The sequence below is a fragment of the Streptomyces altiplanensis genome (assembly GCF_053591575.1).
Genome location: NZ_JBSFUB010000004.1, coordinates 93,598 through 113,023, shown reverse-complemented (window position 1 = coordinate 113,023; position 19,426 = coordinate 93,598). Strand labels below are relative to the sequence as shown.

12 protein-coding genes are annotated in these 19,426 nt (G+C 72.7%); 6 read left to right on the top strand and 6 right to left on the bottom strand.

Annotation, left to right across the window (positions count from 1 at the left end; genetic code table 11):
• Positions 1–32: 32 nt before the first annotated feature.
• Positions 33–3,332, bottom strand: a complete 3,300-nt coding sequence (locus tag ACWD0Y_RS02975) for an NACHT domain-containing protein (protein ID WP_450258722.1) — start codon at positions 3,330–3,332, stop codon at positions 33–35.
• Positions 3,333–3,567: 235 nt separating this feature from the next.
• Positions 3,568–4,560 (bottom strand): helix-turn-helix domain-containing protein, encoded by a 993-nt coding sequence (locus tag ACWD0Y_RS02970; protein WP_450258721.1) that lies wholly within the window; start codon positions 4,558–4,560, stop codon positions 3,568–3,570.
• 52 nt (positions 4,561–4,612) lie between these two features.
• Between ACWD0Y_RS02970 and ACWD0Y_RS02965 the strand changes: the two genes are divergently transcribed.
• From ACWD0Y_RS02965 to ACWD0Y_RS02955, 3 genes are all read left to right on the top strand, one after another.
• A complete protein-coding gene (locus ACWD0Y_RS02965) occupies positions 4,613–5,035 on the top strand; it encodes a cupin domain-containing protein (RefSeq protein WP_450258720.1) in 423 nt (140 codons plus the stop codon).
• Positions 5,036–5,344: 309 nt separating this feature from the next.
• A complete protein-coding gene (locus ACWD0Y_RS02960; protein WP_450258719.1) occupies positions 5,345–6,667 on the top strand; it encodes an MFS transporter in 1,323 nt (440 codons plus the stop codon).
• 8 nt (positions 6,668–6,675) lie between these two features.
• On the top strand, positions 6,676–7,905 hold the full coding sequence (locus ACWD0Y_RS02955; RefSeq protein ID WP_450258718.1) for an anhydro-N-acetylmuramic acid kinase: 1,230 nt from the start codon (positions 6,676–6,678) through the stop codon (positions 7,903–7,905).
• Between the two features lie 142 nt (positions 7,906–8,047).
• On the opposite strand, the gene ACWD0Y_RS02950 is transcribed toward ACWD0Y_RS02955, so the two are convergent.
• Positions 8,048–10,849 (bottom strand): hypothetical protein, encoded by a 2,802-nt coding sequence (locus ACWD0Y_RS02950; protein ID WP_450258717.1) that lies wholly within the window; start codon positions 10,847–10,849, stop codon positions 8,048–8,050.
• Between the two features lie 174 nt (positions 10,850–11,023).
• A complete protein-coding gene (locus ACWD0Y_RS02945) occupies positions 11,024–11,938 on the bottom strand; it encodes an IS982 family transposase (RefSeq protein ID WP_450258716.1) in 915 nt (304 codons plus the stop codon).
• Between the two features lie 313 nt (positions 11,939–12,251).
• Between ACWD0Y_RS02945 and ACWD0Y_RS02940 the strand changes: the two genes are divergently transcribed.
• The gene (locus tag ACWD0Y_RS02940) at positions 12,252–13,118 is read left to right on the top strand and encodes a GNAT family N-acetyltransferase (protein ID WP_450258715.1); all 867 of its coding nucleotides are present in this window, start codon (positions 12,252–12,254) and stop codon (positions 13,116–13,118) included.
• A gap of 69 nt (positions 13,119–13,187) precedes the next feature.
• Here the strand turns inward: ACWD0Y_RS02940 and ligA are convergent, their stop codons facing one another.
• Positions 13,188–15,281, bottom strand: coding sequence for an NAD-dependent DNA ligase LigA (gene ligA / locus ACWD0Y_RS02935; RefSeq protein ID WP_450258714.1), 2,094 nt, complete (start codon positions 15,279–15,281; stop codon positions 13,188–13,190).
• A 69-nt stretch (positions 15,282–15,350) separates the two neighbouring features.
• Here ligA and ACWD0Y_RS02930 point away from each other — a divergent pair, with 69 nt between their 5' ends.
• The gene (locus ACWD0Y_RS02930) at positions 15,351–16,571 is read left to right on the top strand and encodes an ROK family transcriptional regulator (protein WP_450258713.1); all 1,221 of its coding nucleotides are present in this window, start codon (positions 15,351–15,353) and stop codon (positions 16,569–16,571) included.
• 6 nt (positions 16,572–16,577) lie between these two features.
• On the opposite strand, the gene xylA is transcribed toward ACWD0Y_RS02930, so the two are convergent.
• Entirely contained in the window at positions 16,578–17,750 is a 1,173-nt protein-coding gene (xylA, locus tag ACWD0Y_RS02925; RefSeq protein ID WP_450258712.1) for a xylose isomerase, read from the bottom strand.
• A gap of 129 nt (positions 17,751–17,879) precedes the next feature.
• On the opposite strand from xylA, the gene xylB reads away from it, so the two are divergent.
• Positions 17,880–19,358, top strand: a complete 1,479-nt coding sequence (gene xylB / locus ACWD0Y_RS02920) for a xylulokinase (protein WP_450258711.1) — start codon at positions 17,880–17,882, stop codon at positions 19,356–19,358.
• Positions 19,359–19,426: the final 68 nt, after the last annotated feature.

Below are 19,426 nucleotides of genomic sequence, written 5' to 3'. Positions count from 1 at the left end.
CGGGGCGCCGGACCGCCGATGCGGGGCGCCGGTCAGGGTGGGCCGCCGGGTGAGCCCCGGTCGTGCGCGGCGATCAGGTCGCGCAGCCGGGCCACGGTCTCCGGCGCCACGTCGCGCAACTGGTGCTCGTTCATCCGGTCCAGCACCGGACGGACGGCGGCAGCGAACCACCCGCTCGCCCGGTGCGACGCGCCGGTCCGGATCCAGAGAGCCAGGACACGGTCGAAGGCGCGCCGCCCCAGGAGGGCTTCGACAGCCAGCTCCCAGCAGGCCCGGAGATCGTCGGCGTCCTCACCGGTGGCGCCCGACTCCAGTGCCGCCGACGCGGACCGCACCACCAGCTCCAGCATGGAGGGGCCGAGGATCTCCAGGGTCAGCGCGTCCAGCACGCTCTTCACCACGGACGCCGGCAACCGGGTGGCGTCCTGGGCCAGTTGCCCCAGGACCAGCCGGGCCGCGCGGTCGTGGGTGTCGTGATCGAGACGGGAGAACGGCTCCAGGAACGCCGCGCAGTGCTCGTACAGGGCGGCCAGGTCGCCGTCCGGGGCTTCGAGACCGCCGGCCAGCCACAGGTCCGTCAGGCTGTGCGCGACCGAAGTGGCGATGCCCCCGGGCGTACCGAAGAACGTGGTCACGGCGGATCCCATCCGGCGGAAGACGGGGTCCACGGCGTGCAGGACGACCGCGTCGTTGGTCCCGCCGGACACCGCCATCTTGTGCCGGATCTGGTCCGGGTACGGGCGGGACCAGCAGACCCTGGCGGCGCGGTCCGCGTGGCCCGGCGGGCGGCCGTACAGCCAGTACGCGTCGACCGGTTCGGGAACGAGGACATCCTCCGCCGGCCGGATGTCCAGGTCGCGCCGGTCGCCGTTCCAGATGTGGCGGAGGTCGAGGGCGATCGCGAAGTCCGTCCACTCCGGTTCGGTGAGGGCCGACCGCCACAGCAGCACGTGCCGGTGCCAGGTCCCGGCCGGGTTGGCGTCGCCGGGGAACGCTTCGCTCGCCCTGACTCCGTCCCTGACCAGCACCGTCAGCATCATGAGGTTCGCGCCGTAGAGGCCGTGCCGTGACGAGGTCGCGCGGACGGCCGGCCGGTACCCGGGGAACCGGTGCTCGGTGCGGTTGCGGTGGTCGGCCATCACGGTGAAGAGGAGTTCACCGAGCCGCTCACGGTCCTGCGGGGCGATGTGGCGGATCCGGGCACCGACGAAGCGCAGCATCTGGCGTGACGACAGCGGCGCGTACGACAGCAGGACGTACAGCAGGTCGTCGTCCGTGCCCGCCCTGCCGAGGGAGAGCGCCGGGCGCTGGTCGAGCAGGCCCACGAGCAGCTGCACGGCGAGACGGGCGGCCAGGTACTCACCGAAGGTGGCGTGCAGGAACTCGTACGTCGCCAGCCGCTGCTCGTCGCGGAGCGCCTGGGCCCGCTGGACGAAGAAGAACCGGCCGAGCGCGATCTCCGCCTGGTCGAGCGGCGCGTGGAAGCCGGTGGCGTGCGGCTCCCGGGGGCGGCCGAGCAGCGCGGTCAGGTCCTGCTCCAGTTCGGTGGCGGTGATCCACTGCCGGTGCCGGTTGAGCATGCCGAAGGAGATCAGGGAGAGCCGCTGGAGCTCCTGCTCGACGCGGCCGGCCAGTTGCTGCCCGGTCAGCGCCGGGGTGGACTTGCCGACCTCCCGGACGGCGAAGGACGCCAGCAGTTCCTCGTACAGCTCGGCCTCGTCCAGGGGTTCGTCGTCCTGGGCTCCGCACTGCAGCGCGTTCCCCGTCGCGTCGTACAGGGCGAGCATCAGCAGGAGCAGCGGCTGGGAGGCCAGGGCCTGGTGGCGGGCCGCGACGGCGGGGAGCAGGGGGCGTAGCCCGTTCGCGGTGAAGTACGGCTCGTTGAGGCGGTTCCACAGGCCGAGCCAGCGCTCGACCTGCTGCTCCCTGAAGGGTTCGAGGCGCAGCGCCACCGCGCCCTCGGGGCAGCGCGCACGGTCGGCGACGGCGGTGCGGCTGGTGACGAGCGCGAGCACGGGCCGTCCCTGGTCCGCCTCGCGCCGCTGGAAGCGGGCCACTCGTACCAGGTAGTCGGACTGGCTGACGCCGGTGGCCTGGAGCAGCTCGTCGAAGCCGTCGAAGAGGAGGACGGGGACGGCCCCTTCCGCCGCCCGGACCAGCTCCGGCCAGGAGACCCGCTCGCCGGTCGTGGCGCGCACGGCGTACTCGATCTGGTCCTGTACGTCGGCGTCGGCGGGCACTTCGCGCAGGACGACCCGGACGGGCAGGAAGCCGGCCTCGGGCAGCCGGGCCGCGAGGATCTTGGTCAGTACGGACTTCCCCGCGCCCGGCTGGCCGAGGACGACCAGGGGCGCGGCGGTGGAGGCGACCGAGGTGAGGGCGCCCGCGAGGTACTCGGTGAGGTCGGACCGTACGGGCACCGCGTCCCACCACTCCTCTTCGGCCGGCCGGTGCGGATCCCCGGCCACGGCCCGGACCCGGAAGTCCGGGTCGACGTAGCCCTCGCCGAGGGTGGGCAGGTACACGCCCGTCGGCGCGTCCCCCTCGGCCAGGATCGGGCGGGGCAGGGCCGCCCGGTAGCCGGTGGCGAGGGCGGCGGCGACATGGGTGAGCGGGCGTACCGGGGTCAGACCCGCCAGGGCGGTCTCGATGCCGGTGAGCGCCTGGCGGATGCCGGCGCGGGTGGCCTGGTGCTCGGTCTGTCCGGACCAGAATCCGAACTCTGGTACTTCCAGGGCCAGTTGGGCGTACAGACCCTGGTATCGCTCGATCGCCGCCGGATTCAGTCTGTCGGCGAGCGCGTCCAGGGTCGCGCGCCGCTGCGCCCCGTCCAGGCGGTCCCACACGGCGAGCCCGGTGATGAAGCGGTGCAGCCGGTCGGTGAGGCCCGTGTACCAGTACCGGAGTGCGCCGAGGACCTGTTCGTACGGCTGATGCGGGGCGGGCAGCGGGATGGCGGTCGCGGCCAGCTCGCGCACGAAGCCGTGCCCGCTGTCCGGCCCGCCCACGAGGCCGGTCTGCTCGCGCCGCGTCAACTGCAACTCACTGAACGGGAAGGGGAGTTCCAGCTCTCCGAGTGCTTCGAAGTACGCCGTGACCACGAGCACCGCGTGCGCCGCCGCGATCTGTTCCGTACGTTCCGCCCGCTCCGCGGACCCCAGTCGCTCGCGCAGCCCCGCCGTCAGGTCGCGCCCGAGCCCGAGCACTCCGCCCCGCGCCTCGAACAGGTTGAGCACCACGCTGCTCGCCCCGCCCGTCGCCATCGACAGCGCCCCGCCGAGCGCCCGGTCGGCCGCCGCCAGGGCGGCGCTGTCGCCGCCGAGAATCGCCACCGCGTCGCTGTAACTGAGAAGTCGTCGTCCCCGCACCGTTCCGGTGTACCACCACAAGCGCTCACAGACGTCCGGCTTCGACGATCCGCCGCGGAAGCGGGCCGCCGCGCGCCGGGAGGGCCGGGAGAGCCGGGAGGAGGGACGGGCCCGCTGCCGGCCCACCGGCCCGGAAGACCTCGGCGACGTACGCCGAACAGGTCGGCGTGAGCGCCGCGCCGCCGGGATTCCGGCCGGTTCAGGCACCCGGTCCGAAGCGCTCGCGGTAGGCGCTGGGTGTCAGCCCGGTGCGGCGGCGGAGCTGGGTGCGGAGGTTGGCGGCCGTACCGAGGCCGCTCGCCCGGGCCACGGACTCGACGGCGGGATCGCCGCGTTCCATCAGGCGGCAGGCCAGCGCGACGCGCTCGGCGGTGAGCCAGGCCAGGGGCGTGGTGCCGAGCTGGGAGCGGAACCTGCGGTGGAGCGTGGCCGGGCTGACGGCCGCGTGCGCGGCGAGCGCGGCGACGGTCAGCGGCGTACCGAGGCGTTCCCTGGCCCATTCCAGGAGCGGGCCGAGCGAGATGCCGGCGGAAGCGGCGGCGGAGGGGACCGGGTGCTCGACGAACTGGCGCTGGCCGCCGTCGCGGTGGGCGGCGAAGACGAGGCGGCGGCTGACCGAGACGGCGGCCTCCACGCCGTGGTCGCGGCGTACCAGGTGCAGTCCGAGGTCGAGGGCGGCCGCGCTGCCGGCGGCGGTCAGGATGTCGCCGTCGTCGACGAACAGCACGTCCGGTTCGAGCCGGACGGCGGGGAAGCGCGCCCGGAAGTCGTCCGCCCACTGCCAGTGCGCGGTGGCGCGGCGCCCGTCGAGTACGCCCGCCTCGGCCATGGTGAAGGCGCCGCTGCAAAAACCCACCAGCCGGGCGCCCCGCGCGTGCGCCCGCCGGACGGCGTCGAGCACCTCCGGGCGGCGCGGCACGTCGGTGTCCGGCCGGTTGGGCACGATCAGGGTGTCGGCGGTGTCGGCCGCTGCCAGGTCCGCGACTCCGGTGAGCGTGAAGAACCCGTCCCTCATGAGGGTGCGGGGCTCGGGGGAACAGAGGGCGAAGTCGTAGAGTTCGCGGCCGAGTTCGGGCCTGCGCAGGCCGAAGACCTCGGTGGCGCAGCCGAGTTCGAAGGGGTTGGAGTTCTCGTCGACGATCACGACGACGCGGTGGAGCCGGGGCGGGGTGTGCGAGTTTCCTTGCGGCATGTGTGATTACTAGCACTCGCGGTGGTCCGGTGCCAGGGACGACGATGAGGCCATGACTACGAACGAACCGCGCGGACGGCAGGGATCCCCCGTCGCGCTCGCCGACGCCCTCGGCTCCTTCGACGCGCTGTGGAGTCCGCGCATCGTGACGCGCGTCAACGACTACGACGTACGCGTGGCGAAGATCGCGGGGGAACACGTCTGGCACGTGCACGAGGACACGGACGAGTTCTTCCAGGTACTGGACGGCGAGCTGACCATCGCGCTGCGGGACCGGGAGGACGACGACGGGGAGCGCTCCGTGGTCCTGCCCACCGGGTCGGTGTACGTCGTGCCGCGCGGCACCTGGCACAAGCCGTCGGCGGCGGCCGGCGCGTCGCTTCTGCTGTTCGAGCCGACGGGTACGTCCTCGGTGGGCGACCGCCACGACCCCGTCCCGGCGCATGTGGACGCGACCACCGGCCACGCGCTCTGAGGGAGTCCGTCCTCCGCGTTCCAGGGGGCCGGAGACGGTCTTCAAGCGGAGGCGGAGGTCGTGGTGACAACGGCGGGCGGGGGCGGCTCCGGCCATCACCAGGTACCACGTGACGCGCGGCTCCGGCCGCCCTTCGCGGGTTCCGCCGGGCGCCTGAGCGCCCCCGCGCCGCATCGGATCCGGTGCCGGACAGCCCGCCCCGCTCCGCCTCCGCGGGGCGGGGCCGGCTGCCGTACACGGGCAGGTCACTCAGGTGACAGGCGGCGCACGGTACTTGTGGTGCGGCCGCCGGGTCAGCACCCTTTCCCCATGACCACCCCCGTCCATGGTCCAGCTCCCGTCCCCGTGGCAGCCGCCCGGCCGGCCCGCTCGCGCCGGGCGCTGGTGGCGGGGTCCGTCGGCAACTTCATCGAGTGGTACGAGTTCGGCGTCTACGGCTACTTCGCCACCATCATCGCCGCGCACTTCTTCACCCCCGAGGGCGGCAGCGACGTCGAGGGGCTCGTCAAGACGTACGCGTCCTTCGCCCTGGCCTTCTTCTTCCGCCCGGTCGGCGCCGCGGTCTTCGGGCGGGTCGGGGACAGGATCGGCCGGCGGCCCACGCTGATCCTGGTGATCTGCCTGATGACCGGCGCGACGGCCCTGATCGGCGTACTGCCGACGTACGCCACCATCGGCGCGGCCGCGCCGTGGCTGCTGACACTGCTGCGGATCCTGCAAGGGCTGTCGGCGGGCGGGGAGTTCGGCGGCGCGGTGTCGGTCATGACGGAGTTCGCGCCGCCGGGGCGGCGGGGCCGGTACGGGGCGTGGCAGTCGTTCACCGTGGCGCTCGGCCTGCTCGGGGGCGCCGGAGCGGCGGCGCTCCTGGCGACCGTACTGAGCGAGTCGCAGCTGACCGGATGGGGGTGGCGGGTGCCCTTCCTGCTGACGCTGCCGCTCGGGCTCGTCGCGCTGTGGCTGCGGCTGCGCCTGGACGAGACGCCCGCCTTCGCGTCGGCCGTCGCCGGCAGGAGCGGGCCCGTGCGGCCGCCGCCCGCCGGCGAGACGGCCAGGGCGATCGCGTTGGGCGCCGGGCGGCTGATGGGCTGGTCCGCGGCCGGTTACACCTTCCTGGTCGTCCTGCCCTCCTACCTCCAGAGCACGCTGGACGCGACGTTCCAGCAGGCGCTGACCGCCACCGTTCTGGCCAACCTCGGGTTCGCGGCGTCGATCCTGCCGGCGGGCGTGGCCAGCGACCGGGTGGGGCGGCGGACGGTGATGCTGGCCGGGGCGCTGCTGGTCGCCGTGCTCGCGCTGCCGCTGCTGAACCTGGTGCAGGACCCGGGCGCTTCGGCGTACGCGAAGGGGGCGGCGCTGTTCGGCGCGGGGGCCGCCGTCGGGCTGATGGCGGGGCCGGGGCCGGCGATGCTGGCCGAGATGTTCCCGACCACGGTGCGCTACACGGGGCTCGGCCTGGCGTACTCGCTGTCCAATGCCGTGTTCTCGGGCTGCGCGGGACTCATCATCACCGAAGTCGTGGAACGGACCGGTGACGCCGACATCCCCGCCTACTACGCGGCGGCGACCTGCGCGGTCAGTGTCCTGGCGCTGCTGACGCTGCGCGGCGACGACCACCGGCGGGCACTGCGGTGAGCGGCGGCATGCGGGTCATCGGTCTGATGTCCGGCACGTCGTACGACGCCGTCGACGCCGCTGCCGCCGATCTCACCCTCGACGGGGACACCCTGGTGCTCACCCCGCTGGGCATGATCAGCACGGTGTACGACGACGGTCTGCGGGCGGCGCTGGCCGAGGCGCTGCCGCCCGCCGGAACCACCCTGGCCGCCGTGTGCCGGCTCGACACCCGCATCGGGCAGGCCTTCGCCGGGGCGGCGGTCCGGGCCGACCGCGAACTGTGCGGCGGGCGGGCCGACCTGATCGCCTCGCACGGGCAGACCGTCTACCACTGGGCCGGGGACGGCCGGGTGCACGGCACGCTCCAGATCGGTGAGCCTGCCTGGATCGCCGAGGCCACGGCCCGCCCCGTCGTTTCCGGCTTCCGTCCGCGCGACGTCGCCGCCGGGGGCCAGGGCGCGCCGCTGGTGAGCATCGTCGACGTCATGTGGCTGCGCGGACGGCCGGGTGTCCCGGTGGCGCTGAACCTCGGGGGCATCGCCAACATCACCGTGGCCGGCGAAAGCCCGGACGAACCGCTGGCCTTCGACACCGGGCCCGCCAACGCGCTGATCGACGCGGCGGTGCGGGACCTGGCGGGCGGCGGGGCGGCGTACCCCTTCGACCGGGACGGCGCCCTCGCCGCCCGGGGCAGCGTCTGCGCGCCGCTGCTGCGACGGCTGCTGGACGAGCCGTACTACGCCGGGCCGGCGCCGAAGACGACGGGCAAGGAGCTGTTCCACCTGCCCTATCTGCGCGCCGCGCTGGCCGGTTTCGGTTCGCTGCCCGCAGAGGACGTGGTCGCGACCCTGACCCGGCTCACGGCACGGACCGTCGCCGACGCCGTCCGGCCCTTCGGGGCGACCGAGGTGATCGCGTCGGGCGGCGGCACCCGCAATCCGGTGCTGATGGAGTGGCTGCGCGAGGAGCTCGGCGGCGGGGCCGGCGTACCGCTGCGGACGTCGGACGAGCTCGGGCTGGCGTCGGCCGCCAAGGAGGCGTACGCCTTCGCCGTCCTGGGCTGGCTGACCGCGCACGGCCTGCCCGGCACGGTCCCTTCGTGCACCGGCGCCCGCCGCCCGAGCGTCCTCGGCTCCCTCACGCCCGGCGGGCCCGGCCTGCGCCTTCCGGAACCGGTGGCGACGGCGCCCGTCCGGCTCACCGTCTCCTCCACGGACAACCCGGCGCCTTTCACGCCGCGCCGACCGCGCCCGTAAGCTCCCGCCACCGCGTGATCACCAGCCGTACGACGGCAGGCCGGGCACGCCGCGTGTCGTGCCGTGGGACGACCCGGCACCGGAGTACGGCTCGCACACGGTCGAGTACCGGACCATCGGCGCGGCGGGCGGCGGGCCGCTCCTACCTGGGGCAGCCGGTGGCCGGGTCGCGCGGTTGCTGGGGGTCGAAGAGGTCGCCCTTCATGTACGAGCACGTGGGCGCGGCGTCCAGGTCGTGGATGTCGGAGATCCGCAGGACCGCGAGGTTGCGCTCGTTGCCGATGCGCGAGGTCCGGAAGTCGATCTCCCCGGTCGCGCCCTGGAAGATGGCTTCCCGGAGCTGCTGGGCGACCGCCGCCCGGTGCGGCGCCGCCCCCTCGGCCGGTGTGTCCAGCCGCTCGTGCAGCGTGGAAGTGGCTTCGACGAGCAGCCCCGCCACGTCGTAGGCCGTTCCGGTGCGCTCGGCCGGCCACGGCGTCTGGGGCGACTCCTCGGCGGGGAGCGTCTTCACGAGTTCCGTGCGGAGGTCCCCGTACCCCGCGCAGAACGCGTCCAGCGGCGTTCCCGCCCCCAGCAGGGACGCGGGGCGCCCCTCCTCGGCGCACGAGGCGCCCGCCAGCGTGACGAGGCTGCCCATCCCCACGTACGACATGGGCTGGCCCGCGAGCGAGTCGTGCCGGCGGTTCTCCTTCTGCGCGACGAACCGGGAGACCGCGTCGGCGGCCACGACGAGGGGCAGTTTCCGCCGGCTGGTGCACCCCTTGGTCACGGACCGGATGAAGTCCCCGAAGTCGTCCTCGCGCCCTGTGTAGTAGGCGATCTCGTCGCTCCGGTCCACGTCGTCCGCGCACAGGGAGGCCACCTCACCGGCCGACCCCTGCCACGTGGTCTCCGCCACGGGCACGCCCAGGGCGCCCAGTTCGGTGCCGGCCGCCTCGACCAGCGTCTCGATGTAACTGTCCGTTCTGCGGGGGTGGTACAGGGTGACCTTCCGCGCCTTGAGATGCTCCGCGTACTCGGCGATCAGCCGGGCCTGCACCGTGTTGTCCGGGACCACCTGGAAGTACAGCGGCGACCGGTCGCCCAGCCCCGAGCCGGTCAGCGTGGTGCCGATCGTCGGAACCCCGGCCAGACCGATCTCGGTGATCGCCCGCTCGGTTTCCTCGACCGTGCGGTCCAGCCCGATCACCCCCACCACCGAGGGGTCCGCGTCGAACAGCGGGCGGAGCATCTCGCGCACCACCTCCGGCGCCTTGCGCATGCCGTCCCCGCCGTTCGCCACGATGACGCGCAGCAGGGGCTGCGTCTTGGACTCGACGTTCTGTGCCCGCTGGCGCAGGAGCAGCCCTTCGAGTTCCTCGGCGGCGGCGTGGTCGGTGTCCGGGGCGGCATCGCGGTGCGTCAGTCCGACGAAGTGCACGATGCTGAGGTACGGGCGGCCGGACTGCTGCCGGCGCAGCTTTTCCGCCGTCTCGTTCTGCGCGAAGATGGCCTGCTGCGCCTTCCGCAGGCGCTCGTTGGTGCCGAAGACCTGCACGGCGTTGTCGCTGTAGCCGATGCACTGGCGGTCGTCCGGCTCGATCTCGACGGTCTTCACCGAGACGCCGTCGTGGAAGCCGGACCGGAAGTAGACGCACTCGGCGGCCCACGAACCGATCGCGTTCCGGGTCACGGGGAGCAGGACCAGCACCATCGCGAGCACCAGCAGGGTCTCGCCGACGCCCCGCCGGGACAGCAAGGGAGCCGAGGGCGGCCCGAAGTCCTCCTCGCCCTCCCCGGTGCCGTGGGCGCCGTCCCGGGGCGTCCGCGCGGGCGGCAGGCCGATCCACAGATAGCGGGCGTTCTCCGCCAGCCGCTGCCGTTTGCTGGGCAGGTTGTCCAGCCAGGTCTTCAGCGCGTCGCCGGCCTCCCGGGGGCTGTAGAGCCTGCCGGAGTCCCCCGCTTCGAGCGCCGCCGGGCGCTCGTTGCTCGCCGCGACGACGAGAAGCGGGTCGAGCTCCCCTGTCTCGTTGCGGACCTCGCTGATCAGCCGCAGGAGTTCCCAGCCTCCGTTCTCCTCCGTGACGTTGTCCAGCAGGACGGTGGTGTACGCCGTGCGGCGCCACCCGGAGCGCTTGGGGAAGACGACCCAGCGCCGACGGCGGTACGCCCGTCGCAGGTCTTCGAGGAACGCGTGCACCAGCAGCTTCTTGATCTGCTCCGGGTTCTCCGATTCGCGGCTGCGTGCCGTGAGCCGCTCCGCGAACCCCCGGAAGCTGGTGGAGTGGCGGGGAACCATGAAGGGCTGCCGGCGCATGAACCAGCGCGCCTCCCGCCCCAGGCCGGGGCTGCGCCGCCCCAGCCAGCGCAGCCCCATCCGGCGGCCGGCCTCCACGAACAGATACAGGGTGGACCCGATGACGTTCAGGGGGGACGGGGTGGCGGCCATGGCGGTGGTGAGCGCGGCCCGGTCCGACCGGTGCGTCCGGCCGCCCCACTGGCGCAGCAGGGCGGCCAGTTGCTGATCGCGGCGTCCCGGCGTGGGGGACAGCCGCTGTCCGGTCAGCCAGTCGGTCAGCCGGTAGTAGTCGAAGCGGAAGGGACGCCCGGGGCCGAAGCGGTCGGTGGCGAGCTCGGTCATCAGCTCGTCCAGCAGCGGGATCAGCGGAAGCGACCGGTCGGTCGTGCCTTCCCAGCGGGCCGCCACCGAACCGTTCACCGACTCGGCGTCGATACAGGCGTGGGGTACCCAGGACCGGTGGTCGGGCGCCTCCAGCCGCTCCTTGAGAACGGGGAGGAAGTCGTTCGGACCCCGCTCGCGCACCAGGCAGACCAATGGCAGTGGGCGTTCGCCCCGTACTTCGTCGTCCGAGGTCCTGGCCAGGAACCGGCGCCGCTGGGTCAACTCCCTGATCATGGAGAGCAGTTCGCGCACACCGGTGAAAGCCGTCCCCGTCTCTGGCATGCCAGGCAGGCTACCCGCGTCCATCACGTCCGATAAGGGATTTCCCTCAGGACGCGCATGATGCACGCGTGGCGCCGGCCGGCCCCGCAGAAAACGCTCCCGGACCGGCGCGGAGGCGCTCGCGGGGTCCGCGGCCTCCCGGGGCCAAACGCCTAGATGATCTATTCCAAGGGTTCAGTGGTCATAGGCGGTAAGCGAGCGTAGGACGGGCTGTCCGGTGTGGTCGTTGTGCCAGATCGCGACGGTCAGCGCGAGGATGCGCTGCATGACGCGGGCGACGACACCGCCGGGCGTGCGCCCTCGGTGCTGTTCGAGGTTGAGTTGGCCCTTGAAGGTCTCGTTGACTGACTCGATGACCTGCCGCAAGGGTTTGAACAGGGGAGCTCCGGGCCGCTCCGGCTCACCTTTGCGGGCCGGCCGCAGCAGCCGGATGTCCTGTTTGGCCAGCTCTGCTTCAAAGCCCCGGCCGAAGTAGTTCTTGTCGCCGATCAGCGTCTGGGCGGGACGCGCGGCCACGAGGCCGGGCTCGGCAGCAAGGAGGTCCAGCAGGGGCTCGCGCTCGTCGGCCTTGGCCCCGGTCAGGGCGAAGGCAACCGGCAGGCCCTGGAGAGTGCATACCAGGTGCAGGCGCAGGCCCCAGAAGAAGCGGCTGTGACTGGCGCAGTACCCGTACTCGGCCCATCCGGCCAGGTCGGAACGCTTGACGGTCTCGCGTGAGCGGCCGCATTCCACCGGTGTGGAGTCCACGATCCACACGTCGTCGTTCCAGACTTTGGTGTCGGTGGCCAGTAGCCGGGTGACCCGCCGAAGCAGCTCGGCGCCCTTGCGCAGCCGCTTGTTGTAGCCGGGCTGCTTGGGCAGGTACGGGAAGAGATGCCGCAGGTGGGAACGGGCGTAGCGGAGCCACTTGGCCTCGGAGTTGAAGCCGAGCATGGCCTGCATCATCGCCAGCGTGACGAGCTCGGCGTCGGTGAGCTGCGGGGCGATCCCCACGGCTGGCCGCCATGGCGCGAGATGCGCAGACGCCTTCAACAGGTCGTCAGTCTTCACATAAAGTGCGGTCGCGAGGGTGTCCGACTCTGTCTTCACACACTGACGTTGGACGCCCTCGTACCATGCGCGCAGGCGATTCGCCCGGAATCGATCCAGCGACTGAGCGCGTCGACCTCCGCGTAGCTGAGGATGTTGATGGGCAGGAGGCTCGCCTTCCCGGATCGGGACTGCCGTGGTGTCCATGGCGTTCAGGGCTGCGCGGAACATCAGGAGACCGGTGCTGAGCTCGACTTAAGGCACCGTTCGCATCCCGAAGATAACGAACAAGCCGAGTAGTTGTTTCCGATCCAGGAGCACGAGGCCCGGTAGTCGTGGTTGGGGTCCTATCACGCGATGGCAGACTGCTGAAATGATTGCTGATCTTCCTAACGGCCTCATAGTCAGGCACCCCACCGCCGAAGACCATCCGCGTGTGCTCGGCGTGCTGGACACATGGTGGGGTGGGTTCAAGGGTGACGCAGGGTCCTTGGAACGAGCGCTGCTGTTGCCTCGGTTGTACTTCCAGCACTTCACGCCCAGCAGCTTCCTGGTCGAACAGCCTGACGGTGAACTCGTCGCCTTTCTGGTCGGCTTCCTGTCGCAGACTGAGCCGGACGTCGCCTACATCCACTTCGTGGGAGTTGACCCGTCGTTGCAGGGTCAGGGGATCGGTCAGGTTCTGTATCGGGCCTTCTTCGCGCACGCACGATCACACGGCCGTCGCTATGTGCACTGTGTCACCAGCCCGGAGAACACCGGCTCGCAAGCCTTCCACACCCGGCTCGGCTTCGCGCCTACCGGCATCCGCAAGGATTACGACGGCCCCGGGCTCGATCGTGTGGCCTTCACCCTCGACTTGGGCGAGACGCCAGCCAGTTCGCCACGACGGCTGCGGGTACTGGAAGCATCCCTGGTCCTCGAACACCACCCCGGGGAGCGCGAACCGGACGACCGCGATTGGCTGGCCCTGATACGGGCTCCCGAAGGGCTGACGGTGATCCGTGCCGCGGACACGTCCGCCCCGCCCGGCGACCGTTGGATAGCGCTATACGACGCCGACCCGGACCATAGCCTCGACGAACCTGGCCTGCTGTCCGCCGTCTTGGCTCCGTTGGCTCGAGCCCGCGTCCCGGTGTTCACCGCTTCGACCTTTCACGCCGACATCGTGCTCGTTCCTGAGCAGCGCCGTGAGGCAGCGCAGGCAACCCTGCGTTCGGCCGGATTCATAATCGACTGAGCTTGGCCACCGCCCTCTCTGTCGAAGTAGCTAACCCAGCAAGCCACCAAACCCCTTGGAATCGATCATCTAGGTCCCCGGCAGCAGGTCCGCGACCATCGCCGCGAACTCGTCCGGGGTGGCGATGCGTACGCCGAGGTCCTCGGCCTTCGCACGCTTGGACCCGGCGTTCTCGCCCGCCACCACCAATGCCGTGCGCTTCGAGACGCTGGACGACGCCTTGCCTCCGGCGCGTTCGATGACCTCGTTCATCTGGTTGCGGCTGAGCTTCTCCAGCGGCCCGGTCATCGCACCGGTGACGACGACGGTCATACCGCCGAGCGGCCCCGCGGGCACGTCCTGTTCCGCCTGTTCCCGCGCGTCCGCGTCCTTGGCCGGCGGCGTCGCCCCGGGCTCCGTCATGTTCACGCCCGCGGCGACGAGCTTGCCGATCAGCGGTGCCAGTTCGGCGAGCTCGGCGACGATCACCGGCGCCTTCTCCGCCCCGATGCCCTCCACCCGCTGCACCGCCTCCGCGTCGGCGGCCCGCAGACGGTCCATCGTCGCGAAGTGCCGCGCGATGCGGCGGGACATGGAGCGGCCCGTGCCCCGCACGCCGAGTGCCGCCAGGACACGGGAGAGCGGCCGGGCCCTGGCCCGCTCGATACCGGCCAGCAGATTGTCGGCGCTGGTCTCCCCCATCCGGTCCAGTGTCAGGAGCTGCTCACGCGTGAGAACGAACAGGTCGGCGAAGTCGGCGACCAGGCCCGCGTCCACGAGCTGGACGACGCGCGTCGCACCGAGGCCCTCGATGTCGAGCTGGTCGCGCCCGACGGCGTACGCGATGGACGCCACCACCCGGCAGTCGCGACCGCGCACGCAGCGCCAGCGCTGCTCGCCGGCGTCGATCTCCGAGCCGCACTGCGGGCACGCCTCGGGGAAGGCGATCGGCTGTTCGTCGCCGGTCCGCAGGTGGACGACCGGCGCCTCGACGCGCGGGATGATGTCGCCGGCCTTGTAGACCATCACCTGGTCGCCGAGGCGCAGGCCGCGGCGGGTGATGTCGGCCGGGTTGTGCAGCGTGGCGTACGTGACGGTGGACCCGTCGATCTCCACCGGTTCGAGGACGGCGCGCGGCGCGATGATCCCGGTCCGCCCGACGTTCCACTCCACGGCGACGAGACGGGTGACCTTCTCCACGGCGGGCAGTTTGTACGCGATGGCCCACCGGGGCGCACGCGAACCGGCCCCCGCCTCCCGCTGGTCGGCCGCGGAGTCGGCCTTGACCACGATCCCGTCGATGCCGAACGGCAGCTCGGGGCGCAGGGCTGCGATCTCCTCGACCCGGGCCTGCACCTCCTCGACGGTGGCCGCCGTGCGCGGCGGCACCGCGGTGCCGGCAGCGGTGTGCACGCCGAGCGCGGCGACGCGCCGCAGGATCTCGCTGTGCGGCCACTCCCCCAGCCCCTCGCCGAGTTCACCCGAGCCGGCCAGCGGCAGGGCTCCGTACGCGAAGAACGTCATCTCCACGGTGTACGGGCGGTCCTTGGCCCGCAGCGTGCCCGCCGCGCCGTTGCGCGGATTGGCGAACGGCTCGCCGCCGTGCTCCGTGCGCACCGCGTTCGCCTTCTCGAACTGCTCGGTCGTCATGAGGACTTCGCCGCGCACCTCGAAGGTGGCCGGCTCCGTCAGCTCGTCGGGCAGGCCGACGACGGTGCCCTTCGCGTGCGACACGTCCTCGCCCGCCGTGCCGTCCCCGCGCGTGATGAGCCGGACCAGCTTGCCGTGCCGGTAGCGGGCGGCGACGGCGAGGCCGTCGAGTTTGGGCTCGACGCTCCACCGCTCCACCGGCCGGCCGAGTCTGCGCTCCAGGGAGGCCGTCCAGCCGGCGAACTGCTCGGCGGAGAACACGTTGTCCAGCGACAGCATCGCCGCGGTGTGCGGCACGTCCCCGACCGCGGCGCCGCCGGCCACCTTCCCGGTCGGGGAGTCCGGCAGCACTTCGTCCGGGTGGGCCTGCTCGTACCCCTCGATCGCCCGCACCAGCCGGTCGTACGCGTCGTCGTCCAGGGCGCTGTCGCCCCGGCCGTAATAGGCGGCGGCCGCGCGCGTCGCGGTCTGTACCGCCTCGGCGTACGCGGCGGTGTTTTCGAGAACGGCTGATGTGTTCGTCATGACCTGCATCCTGCCTCCCACCACTGACAACGCCCGGGGGGCCGCCCGCCGCACGGCGTCGCCTAGGCTCTCGGTGCCATGAAGAGCAACCCCCCGCGGCTGGAACCCAAGGCCGACAAGGACACCGTGCGCCGGCACAACCTGAGTCTGGTGCTGCGCGCCGTCCACGACGGGGGCGAGGTGACGCGTGCCGCCGTCGCGGCCCGGGTGGGGCTGACGCGGGCCGCCGTCTCCTCGCTGGTCGAGCAGTTGCTGGCCGGCGGGTTCCTCACCGAGTCGGGGAAGACGTTCAGCGGGCAGGCGGGGCGGCCCGGCACCGTCCTGGAGGTGGCGCGCACCGGCGTGGCCGGACTGGGCGTCGAGGTCAACATCGACTACGTGTCGGTGTGCGTGACGGACCTGTCGGGAAGCGACCGGGTACGGCTCACCGAGCACACCGACAACCGCGGCGCCGAGCCCGCCGAAGTCCTGGCACGCGCCGCCCTGATCGCGTCGCGGGCGTGGGAGTCGGCGGCCGGGCTCGACCTGCGGCCGGCCGGCGTGCAGCTGGCACTGCCCGGCCTGGTCTCCGGCGGTACGGTCCGCCAGGCGCCCAACCTGGGGTGGAACGGGGTCGCGGCCGAGGACGTCTTCGCGCGGGCGCTGGCGGAGCTGCTGCCCGGGCGGCGGGCGCTGCCGGTCGGCTCCGACAACGAGGCGAACCTGGCGGCACTGGCCGAGCTGTGGTTCGGCGATCTCGGCCGCGAGCGGACGTTCCTCTACCTCAGCGGGGAGATCGGCGTCGGCGGCGCGCTCGTCCTCGGTGGCGAACTGCTGCGCGGCGCGCACGGGTTCGCCGGCGAGATCGGGCACGTGGTGGTGGACCCGGAGGGGCCCGAGTGCCGCTGCGGATCGCGGGGCTGTCTGGAGCAGTACGCCGGCCAGCGCGCGGTGCTGCGGGCGGCGGGCATCGACGAGAGTGCCGGGCTGCCGGGGGTGACGGAGCTCGAATCCCGGGCGCGCGCGGACGACGCGCGGGCCGTGGCCGCGATCCGGCAGGCCGGGGCCATGCTGGGGCTCGTGCTGTCCGGCGCGGTGAATCTCTTCGATCCGGACGCGGTGGTGCTCGGCGGGATCTACCGGACGCTGATGCCGTGGCTGTCGCCCCCCGCCGACCGGGAGCTGAGCCGCCGGGTGGTGTCCGGCCTGTGGTCCGGGCCGGGCGGCCGGCTGCGCGCCGCGTCCCTGACGGGGGACGCGGCGCGTGGCGCGGCGGCGCTGGTGGTACGGGACGTACTGGCCGACCCGGCGGCGTACTGACCCCGGTTACGGGCGTACGCCCAGCAGGTGGTCCAGTGCCAGCTGGTCCAGCGTCTCGAAGGCCATGCTCCGCTCGGCCGCCTCCGTGACGTCGAAGTCCTCGTAGGCCCCGCGGTCCGCGAGGAGGGCCGCGAGGCCGTCCTCGGCGGTGGGCTCGGCGAGTTCGTCGAGCCGGGAGGCGCGCAGGGCGTCCTGGACCGCCGGGTCGGCGCGGAAGGCGGCGGCCCGCTCCTTGAGGATGAGGTAGTTGCGCATGCAGCCGGCGGCGGAGGCCCACACCCCGTCGATGCCGTCGGTGCGCACCGGCTTGAAGTCGAAGTGGCGGGGGCCTTCGTAGCCGGCCGTCTCCAGCAGGTCGACGAGCCAGAAGGCCTGGCGCAGGTCGCCGGCGCCGAAGCGGAAGTCCTGGTCGTACTTGATGCCGGTCTGGCCGTTGAGGTCGATGTGGAAGAGCTTGCCCGCCCACAGGGCCTGGGCGATGCCGTGCGGGAAGTTGAGCCCGGCCATCTGCTCGTGGCCGGTCTCGGGGTTCACACCGACCATTTCGGGGCGTTCCAGGCGTTCGATGAACGCGAGCGCGTGGCCGATCGTGGGGAGCAGGATGTCGCCGCGCGGCTCGTTTGGCTTGGGCTCGATGGCGAAGCGCAGGTCGTAGCCCTGCTCGGTGACGTACTCGCCGAGGAGGTCGAAGGCTTCCTTCATGCGGTCGAGGGCGACGCGCACGTCCTTGGCGGCGCCGGACTCGGCGCCCTCACGGCCGCCCCAGGCGACGTAGGTGGTGGCGCCGAGTTCGACGGCGAGGTCGATGTTGCGGATCGTCTTGCGCAGGGCGTAGCGGCGTACGTCGCGGTCGTTGGCGGTGAACGCGCCGTCCTTGAAGACGGGGTGGGTGAAGAGGTTCGTGGTGGCCATCGGCACCTTCATGCCGGTGTCGTCCAGCGCCTGGCGGAACCGCTTGACGTGCGCCTCGCGCTCGGCGTCCGTGGAGCCGAAGGGGATGAGGTCGTCGTCGTGGAAGGTGACGCCGTGGGCGCCGAGCCCGGCGAGGCGCCGGACGGACTCGACCGGGTCGAGAGCGGGGCGTGTCGCCGTACCGAAGGGGTCGACGCCCTGCCAGCCGACGGTCCACAGACCGAAGGTGAACTTGTCGTCAGGGGTGGGGGTGAAGCGTTCCGACATGTGACCGGCCTCCATTTGTTTGTTGACATGACTAATACTGCACGACCAACCTGTTCCACAGAAGACCAAGAAGGCCGAGAAGGCGCGGAAGCCATGAGAAGACACGCAGCCGAGGAAGTGAGGGGTCCCATGCAGCCGAGCAGGGTCGTCATCGGAGTGGACAGTTCCACGCAGTCCACGAAGGCGGCGTTCACCGATGCCGCCACCGGCCGGCTGCTGGCCGTCGGGCGCGCGCCGCACCGGGTCACGGGCGAGGGGGGCGCGCGCGAGAGCGACCCGGAGGAGTGGTGGCAGGCCCTGGTCGCCGCCGTCGCCGCCGGGCTCCGCGAGTCCGGCGTACCGGCCTCCGCCGTCACCGGCATCGCGGTCGCCGGCCAGCAGCACGGTCTGGTCGTCCTCGACGGCGCCGGGCGCCCGCTGCGGCCCGCCCTGCTGTGGAACGACACCCGTTCGGCCCCGCAGGCCGCCGCCCTCACCGAGGCGCTCGGCGGCCCGGCCGCGTGGACGGCGCGCACCGGATCCGTGCCCGTCGCCTCCATGACGGCCGCCAAGTGGCGGTGGCTGCGCGAGAACGAGCCGTACGCCGCCGAGTCGGCCGCCGCCGTACGCCTGCCCCACGACTTCCTCACCGAGCGCCTCGCCGGGGTGGCCGCGACCGACCCGGGCGACGCCTCGGGCACCTGCTGGTACTCCACCGCCACCGGCGCGTACGACCCGCAGCTCCTCGGCCTGGCCGGCCTGGACGAGAAGCTGCTGCCGCCCGTGGCTCCCACCGGAGCCACCCGCATCGGCTCCCTCACGAACACGGCGGCAGGACAGCTCGGCCTGCCCGCCGGGATCGCCGTCGCGGCGGGTACGGGCGACAACATGGCCGCGGCGGTGGGGCTGGGTCTCGGCGGCGCCGGGCTGCTGGACCATCCGGTGCTCAGCCTGGGCACGTCCGGCACGGTGTTCGCGGCGACCCGCACCCGGCCGGACTCGCCCGCGCTGGCCGGCTTCGCCGCCGCCGACGGCGGCTACCTGCCGCTGGCCTGCACCCTGAACTGCACCCTCGCCGTCGACAAGGTCGCCGCCCTCCTGGGCCTGGACCGCGACGACGCCGCGCCGGGCGGCGAGGCGGTGCTCCTCCCCTACCTCGACGGCGAACGCACCCCCGACCTGCCCGCCGCCTCCGGCCTCCTGACCGGCCTGCGCCACCACACCACCCCGCAGCAGCTCCTGGGCGCCGCCTACGAGGGCGCGGCGGTGACCGTGCTGCGGGCCCTGGACGAGGTACTGCGCTCCTGCGGCCTCGACCCCGCCGATCCGGCGGTGGCGTCGCGTCCGCTGCGACTGGTCGGGGGCGGAGCCCGGGGACGTACGTGGGTGGAGACCGTACGACGCCTCTCCGGGCGCCCACTGCTGATCCCCGAGGCCGGCGAACTGGTCGCACTCGGCGCGGCGGCGCTCGCCGCGGGGGCGGCGAGCGGGCGGGACGCCGTGGCGATCGCGGCGGAGTGGGGTGCCGGGGGCGGCGCGGAAGTCCCGCCCCTGGAACGCGACTTCGCCACATGGACCCGGGTCACGTCGGTACTCGACGGCCTCACCGACGCCGGATTCCCCGGCTAGGGCGGGCGGGCCGCCTTCCCCACGGGTCTGTTCCCCTGCCCGCCGCTTCCCGCTGCGACACTTTGCGG